Source organism: Micromonospora sp. AMSO1212t (genome assembly GCF_008868145.1).
Lineage (GTDB): Bacteria > Actinomycetota > Actinomycetes > Mycobacteriales > Micromonosporaceae > Micromonospora > Micromonospora tulbaghiae.
Genome location: NZ_WBKS01000212.1, coordinates 1 through 5,815, shown reverse-complemented (window position 1 = coordinate 5,815; position 5,815 = coordinate 1). Strand labels below are relative to the sequence as shown.

Genomic DNA, 5,815 nt, shown 5'->3' with positions numbered 1-5,815 from the left:
TCTTCGGACGGGACTCCACCCCGCCGCCGTCGGGGGCCTGCCGCGTCGGGTACGTGGTGAACGCCTGGAACAACGGGCTGACCGCCGCGGTGACCGTCACCAACACGTCCACCACGGCGATCAACGGCTGGAACCTCGCGTTCACGCTGCCGAGCGGGCAGACGATCACCGGGGGCTGGAACGCCACGTACAGCCCGTCCAGCGGCGCGGTGACCGCACGCAACGTGTCCTACAACGCGTCGATCCCGCCGGGCGGCTCGGTGGACATCGGCTTCCAGGCCACCCACACCGGCGACACCGGGAGGCCCGCCTCGTTCACGCTCAACGGAAGCACCTGCACGACCGCCTGATCCGCCCGGGGGTGGCGGCGTCCCGGACACGGTGATGCCGCCACCCCGCCGGTCACGCCGGTCACGCCGGGCATGGGCGCCGCCCCGGCGGGTACCCGTGCCGGACGGACACCGGCGGGAACCGAAGGAGCGGAAATGAAGGTCCGAAGCTCCCTGCGCGCGCTCAAGCGCAAGGCCGGCTCGATCGTGGTCCGGCGCCGGGGCAAGTTGTTCGTGCTCAACAAGGCCGACCGGCGGCAGAAGGCCCGGCAGGGCTGAGCCCGATGGCCGACATCCTGATCACCGGGGCCGGCAGCGGGCTCGGTCGGGGCACCGCGCTCGGGCTGGCCCGCGAGGGCCATCACGTGATCGCCGCCGCGCAGGTGTGGCCACAGGTCCGCGAGCTGCGCGCCGAGGCCGAGCGGGCGGGCGTCGCGCTGGACGCGATCAAGCTGGACGTCACCGACCCGGCCGACCGGGCCGCCGCGGCCCGGCACCGGGTGGACGTCCTGGTGCTCAACGCGGGCGTCCAGGAGGCCGGTGCTCTGGTGGAGATCCCGATGGACCGCGTCCGCCGGTCGTTCGAGGTGAACGTGTTCGGCCACCTGCACCTGGCGCAGGATCTGGTGCCGCCGATGCTGGCCCGGGGGGCGGGAAAGGTGGTCTGGGTGTCCTCCGCGGTAGGCGTGCGGACCCGGCCCTTCATCGGCGTCTACGCCGCCACCAAGCACGCGATCGAGGCGCTGGCCTGGGCCATGAAGGGGGAGCTGGAACCGCGCGGGGTACGCGTCGCGGTGATCAACCCCGGCCCGTACCGGACCGGCTACAACGACACCGGCGTGGAGACCATGTCCCAGTGGTGGGACGAGTCGGCCGCCCTGCTGCCCCGCCCCGACTTCGGCGACTACCTCGGCCACCAGCGCGATCCGCAGGAGATGATCGACGAGATGGTCCGGGTGGTGCCGGCCGGGGAGCACGCGTACCGCACCGCGTACCCGCCGTCGCTGCGCGACCAGCTCAGGGAGTTCGAGTCGCAGGTGTGGGACGCGACGTCGTGACGGCGGCGGTCGGTACGGCGTCCACCTCGGAGCGCCCCACCAGGCGGGCGACGGCGGAGGCGGCCAGCGGGCGGTAGATCCGCACCGAGTCGGCGAGCGCGGAGAAGTGCGAACCCGAGTTGTCGCCGTGGTAGTGGGTGGCGATGTCCACCTGCTCGACCGGCGCCCCGGCGCGGACCAGCCGCAGCAGCACCGCCATCTCGTACTCGAAGCGGTCACCGGGGACGGTGGTGAGCCAGCCGAGCAGGGCGGCCGGGTAGGCGCGCAGCCCGGTCTGGGTGTCGCGCACGTCCCGGCCGGTCGCCAGCCGGAACGCCACCCGGGTCGCCGCGTTGCCGAACCGGCTGCGCGCCGGGACCTCACCGTCGAACCGGCGTACGCCGAGCGTCGGCGCTCCGGTGACGCGCATCCGTTCCGCCACGCGGCACACGTCGGTCACAGCGTGCTGGCCGTCGGCGTCCACACACACCACGTCGCGTCCGGGACGGTGCGTCGAGGCGTACCGGAAGCCGGTGCGCAGCACCACGCCCTTGCCCCGGTTGACCCGGCGGCGCAGCACCGTCGCCCCCTCGGCGCGGGCCGCGCCCAGCACCTCGGCGGCGGCCGGGCCGCTGCCGTCGTCGACGACGAGCACGTCCGCGCCGGGCAGCGCCGCCCGCAGGTCGCCGACCAGCGGCGGAAGCCGGTCACCGGGCCGGTACACCGGCACGAGCACGATCACGGGACCTCCCGGGTGGACTCGCCCGCCGGCACGGCCCGCCGGGTCGATCGAGGACCGACGTACCCCGCGCCCGCTCCGGCGAATCACCGTCGCGGCGTGAGGCGTCCGATCCGGTCGGCGGCGCGGGTCAGCGCGCGCTCGCGGCGCAGCGACGCCTCCGGGGTACGCACACCGAGGAAGCCGATCCGGCTGAACGCCCGGGCGGCCCGCTCCCGCCGGACGGGCACCGGGTCGGGCGCGGTCACCGGCACGTCGGCCAGCGCCCGGCCGGACAGCCCGAGCACGCGCGCGGCGAGCAGCCGGACGCGGGGCAGGTGCCACGGGTGGGAGACCAGCCCGAGCGGGTGCTGGGCGGTGAACTCCGCCGCGCCGAGCAGCCCGTCCTGGACGGTGTGCGCCAGGTTCTGCACGGTGGTGCGGGAGCGGGTCTCGGCCGCCGACCGGGCGTACGCGTCGAGCCCGGCGTCGCGCGCCAGCGCCCGCATCAGCTCGGCCTCCCGGAATCCGGGCGGTGGGCCGGGCATTCCGGCCGGACCGTGCGGCCAGCCGCCGGTGAACACCACCCGGGCGCCGCGCGTACGGCGGAACACCTCGGCGTGCGCGCGGACGTAGGCCACCGCGGCCTCGGTGCGCGCGACGCTCTCCGCGGTGAGCCGGTAGCCGTCGTCGCCGGCCACCACCCCGCGGCCGAAGACCAGCAGCACGGTGGCGGGCGGCGTCATCCCTTCACGGTACGGGCCGGATCACTCGTCGTCCGGCGGCCACGGCGGCGTGCCGACGCCGGTGATGCGGACGCCGCCCCACGGGTCCACCTCGGCCAGCCGGGCCCGGGCGACCCGTTCGCCGATCCGGACCTCCACGTCGCGGCGGCCGGAGCGCAGCAGCCGGACCAGTCGCGGTTCCGGCTCGACCCGCCCGGCCCAGTGGTAGCGGCCGTCGACCGGCTCGAACCGCCCGCCGGCGTGCAGCCGTACCGTGGTGCCGGCGATCTCGGCCGTGCCCTGCCAGGTCACCTGTCGATCCGTTCGTGCGCGCGGGTCAGCTCCGGTGGCAGGTCGGCGCCCCGGCGGACCCCCTCGATGCCGCTCCACAGCAGCGTGGTCAGGTATTCGGTGAGCGCGGCCCGGTGGATCGGCTGCCCGTGCGTGGTCCACCAGTCGCCGACCGCCTGCACGAACCCGACCAGCCCGTACGCCCACGGCTCGGCCGGGCCGGCGTCGAGGCCGAGCGCGCGCAGCCGATCGCCGATGACCCGGGCCAGCCCGGTCGCGACCTGCCGGCTGGTGCCGGTGACCACCTGCTGGATGCCGGGATGCCCGGACTCGTGCACGAGGAACCGGTAGAGCGACGGCTCGTACTCCACCACGCTCAGGTACGCGTCGATCGTCGCCTCGACCAGCGCCCGCTCCTCGCGTACCTGCTCGACCGCGGGCGCGATCGCGGCCACCACGCGCGCCGCGACCACCTCGCTGACCGCCAGCCAGAGCTGCGCCTTGTCGGCGAAGTAGCGGTAGAGCACCGGCTTGCTGACCCCGGCGGTGGCGGCGACCTGGTCCATGTCGACGCTCGGGCCGTGCCGCAGCAGCGCCTGGATGGCGGCCGCGATCAGTTCCTGCCGCCGCTGTTCGCGGTGGTCGGCCCAGCGGTCGCGCCGCCCGCCGGGGCGGGGCGCGGCCGGCTCCGGCGGAGCGTCGGGGCCATTGACATCGGTGGTGGTCCGTCGCATGCTACCACTCGTAACAGTTACTCGAAGTTACGTCAATATGGAGGGGTCATCATGGAGCGGACGACGGCCGGTTTCCCCCGCGAGGCGGTCGCCGATCGCCTGCTCTCCGCCTCGGTACGCACCAGCTACGACCCGATGGTCGACATCGACTGGTCGGCGCCGCCGGTGCCCGGCGCTTACTGGCTGCCGCCGTCGCGCAGCAGTCTCTACGGCACTCCCCTGTGGGAGGCCATGACCGAGGACCAGCGGGTCGAGCTGACCAAGCACGAGGTCACCAGCGCGGCCAGCGCCGGGATCTGGTTCGAGACGATCCTCATGCAGATGCTGATCCGGCAGTACTACGACGCGGACCCGACCAGCCGGCACGCCCAGTACGCGCTCACCGAGGTCGCCGACGAGTGCCGGCACTCCATCATGTTCGGCCGGCTCATCGAGGCCGCGGGCGCCCCGGTCTACCGCGCCGAGCCGTTCGACCACCTGCTCGGGCGCTGGCTCAAGTCCACAGCGACCGGCCCGCAGATGTACGCGGCCATCCTCATCGCCGAGGAGATCCTCGACTCGTTCCAGCGCGAGATCATGGCCGACGAGTCGTTGCAGCCGCTGATCCGGATGGTGTCGCGCATCCACGTGGTGGAGGAGGCCCGGCACGTGCGCTTCGCCCGCGACGAGCTGACCCGGCAGGTCGAGGCGGCCGGGCCGGTCGCGATGGCGTACGCGCGGCTGGTGATCGGCCGGGCCGCGTACTCGATCACGCGGCGCCTGGTGCACCCGCGGGCGTACGCGGCGGTAGGGATCGACCCGGCGGTCGGCCGCGCCGCGGCGCGCGCGAATCCGCACTGGCGGGCCACGCTGCGCTGGTCCGCGCAGCGGATCGCCGACCACCTGACCGACCTGGGCCTCGTCGCCGGTCCGGGCCGCGCGCTGTGGCGCCGGGCCGGCCTGGTGGAGGGCTGACCGGCGGCGACCCGAAGGGGAAAGGATCGCCGCCGGCCGCCCGGTCAGGAGGTGGGGAAGTCGTCGGCGGTACGGATCCGGTCGCGCATGTACGCGCCGGACTCGGTGAGCACCGACGTCCCACTGAACGAGCCGGACGCGCAGGTGCCCGGCCGCAGCGCCGCCGACCCCTCGGGAGCGTCCGAGAACGTCCAGTTGGCGTAGCTGATCTTCAACCGGTCGAGCAGGTCGAGCCAGGCGTTGCTGCTGGCGGTGTCGACCGCGCCGTCACCGGTGTAGGTGACGGTGCCGAACTCGGTGACGAACAGCGGGAGCCGGCTCGCCGCCCGCTGCACCTCGTTGCGGTAGTTGTCCTTGTGCGACGCGGCGTAGAAGTGGAACGTGTACATGATGTTCTGCGCCCGCACCGGGTTGTTCACGATCTCGTCGGAGTTGCCGCCATCGGACACGCCGAGCGAGGACCAGCCCCGGGTGCCGACGATGACCACCGCGTCCGGGTCGTTGGCCCGGATCACCGGGATGACCTGCTCGGCGTAGTTGCGGATGGTCGACCAGCTCACCCCGTTGGGCTCGTTGGTGATCTCGTAGATCACGTTCTTCCTCGCGGCGTTGCGCGCCGACACGTTGGCGAAGAACGTCTTGGCCCGGTCCAGGTTGTACATCGGGTCACCTGGCGTCAGCGTGTGGAAGTCGATGAGCGCGTACATGCCCCGGGCCTCGGCCTTGTCCACGAGCGTGTTCACCTGGTTGGTGAAGCCGGCCGGGTTGGTCTCGTAGCCCTGCTCCTGCACGTACATCGAGATGCGCAGCAGGTCGGACCGCCACTCGTTCGCCAGCACGTCCAGGGATGCGTCGGTGTAGCAGTTGGCGAACCACTGCAACCCGTGCGTGCTCATGCCGCGCAGCTGGATCGGCCGCCCGTACTGGTTGCAGAGGTTGACCCCGCACACCTGGAGCTGGCCGTTGATCGCGACCGGCGTGGTGCCGGTCGCGATCAACGGCCAGCTCCAGGTGTGCGGGGTCAACC

Annotated in this window: 9 protein-coding genes; 4 read left to right on the top strand and 5 right to left on the bottom strand. The window is 73.3% G+C overall.

All coding sequences use genetic code 11. The features are described 5' to 3' along the window. The 3 genes from F8279_RS28970 to F8279_RS28960 form a co-directional block, all read left to right on the top strand. Positions 1–350, top strand: a 350-nt coding sequence (locus F8279_RS28970; protein WP_192580795.1) for a cellulose binding domain-containing protein, incomplete at its 5' end; no start/stop codon positions are given. Positions 351–485: 135 nt separating this feature from the next. Further along, positions 486–608, top strand: a complete 123-nt coding sequence (locus F8279_RS28965; protein WP_091428126.1) for a ribosomal protein bL36 — start codon at positions 486–488, stop codon at positions 606–608. Between the two features lie 5 nt (positions 609–613). After that, positions 614–1,387 carry an SDR family oxidoreductase gene (locus tag F8279_RS28960; RefSeq protein ID WP_151501638.1) on the top strand — a complete coding sequence of 258 codons (774 nt, stop codon included), beginning with the start codon at positions 614–616 and terminating at the stop codon, positions 1,385–1,387. On the opposite strand, the gene F8279_RS28955 is transcribed toward F8279_RS28960, so the two are convergent. The 4 genes from F8279_RS28955 to F8279_RS28940 all read right to left on the bottom strand — a co-directional run bounded on the left by F8279_RS28955 (position 1,347) and on the right by F8279_RS28940 (position 3,834). After that, the gene (locus tag F8279_RS28955; protein WP_151501637.1) at positions 1,347–2,108 is read right to left on the bottom strand and encodes a glycosyltransferase family 2 protein; all 762 of its coding nucleotides are present in this window, start codon (positions 2,106–2,108) and stop codon (positions 1,347–1,349) included. The two genes, F8279_RS28960 and F8279_RS28955, sit on opposite strands and share 41 nt — an antisense overlap. Positions 2,109–2,191: 83 nt before the next feature. Further along, positions 2,192–2,830 (bottom strand): YdcF family protein, encoded by a 639-nt coding sequence (locus F8279_RS28950; protein WP_151501636.1) that lies wholly within the window; start codon positions 2,828–2,830, stop codon positions 2,192–2,194. Positions 2,831–2,851: 21 nt separating this feature from the next. Then, entirely contained in the window at positions 2,852–3,121 is a 270-nt protein-coding gene (locus F8279_RS28945; protein ID WP_091428132.1) for a DUF4873 domain-containing protein, read from the bottom strand. Then, a complete protein-coding gene (locus F8279_RS28940) occupies positions 3,118–3,834 on the bottom strand; it encodes a TetR family transcriptional regulator (RefSeq protein WP_091428134.1) in 717 nt (238 codons plus the stop codon). The genes F8279_RS28945 and F8279_RS28940 overlap by 4 nt, the downstream gene beginning before the upstream one ends. A gap of 51 nt (positions 3,835–3,885) precedes the next feature. On the opposite strand from F8279_RS28940, the gene F8279_RS28935 reads away from it, so the two are divergent. Continuing rightward, complete coding sequence (locus tag F8279_RS28935) at positions 3,886–4,788, top strand: diiron oxygenase (protein ID WP_151501635.1); 903 nt, start codon at positions 3,886–3,888, stop codon at positions 4,786–4,788. 44 nt (positions 4,789–4,832) lie between these two features. On the opposite strand, the gene F8279_RS28930 is transcribed toward F8279_RS28935, so the two are convergent. After that, positions 4,833–5,815, bottom strand: a 983-nt coding sequence (locus F8279_RS28930) for a glycoside hydrolase family 5 protein (protein WP_151501634.1), incomplete at its 5' end; no start/stop codon positions are given.

What these genes read in the sequence shown, in the direction of transcription:
- F8279_RS28935 (WP_151501635.1), top strand. Translation starts at nt 3,886, where the DNA reads ATGGAGCGGACGACGGCCGGTTTCCCCCGCGAGGCGGTCGCCGATCGC.
- F8279_RS28940 (WP_091428134.1), bottom strand. Translation starts at nt 3,834, where the DNA reads ATGCGACGGACCACCACCGATGTCAATGGCCCCGACGCTCCGCCGGAG.
- F8279_RS28950 (WP_151501636.1), bottom strand. Translation starts at nt 2,830, where the DNA reads ATGACGCCGCCCGCCACCGTGCTGCTGGTCTTCGGCCGCGGGGTGGTG.
- F8279_RS28965 (WP_091428126.1), top strand. Translation starts at nt 486, where the DNA reads ATGAAGGTCCGAAGCTCCCTGCGCGCGCTCAAGCGCAAGGCCGGCTCG.
- F8279_RS28960 (WP_151501638.1), top strand. Translation starts at nt 614, where the DNA reads ATGGCCGACATCCTGATCACCGGGGCCGGCAGCGGGCTCGGTCGGGGC.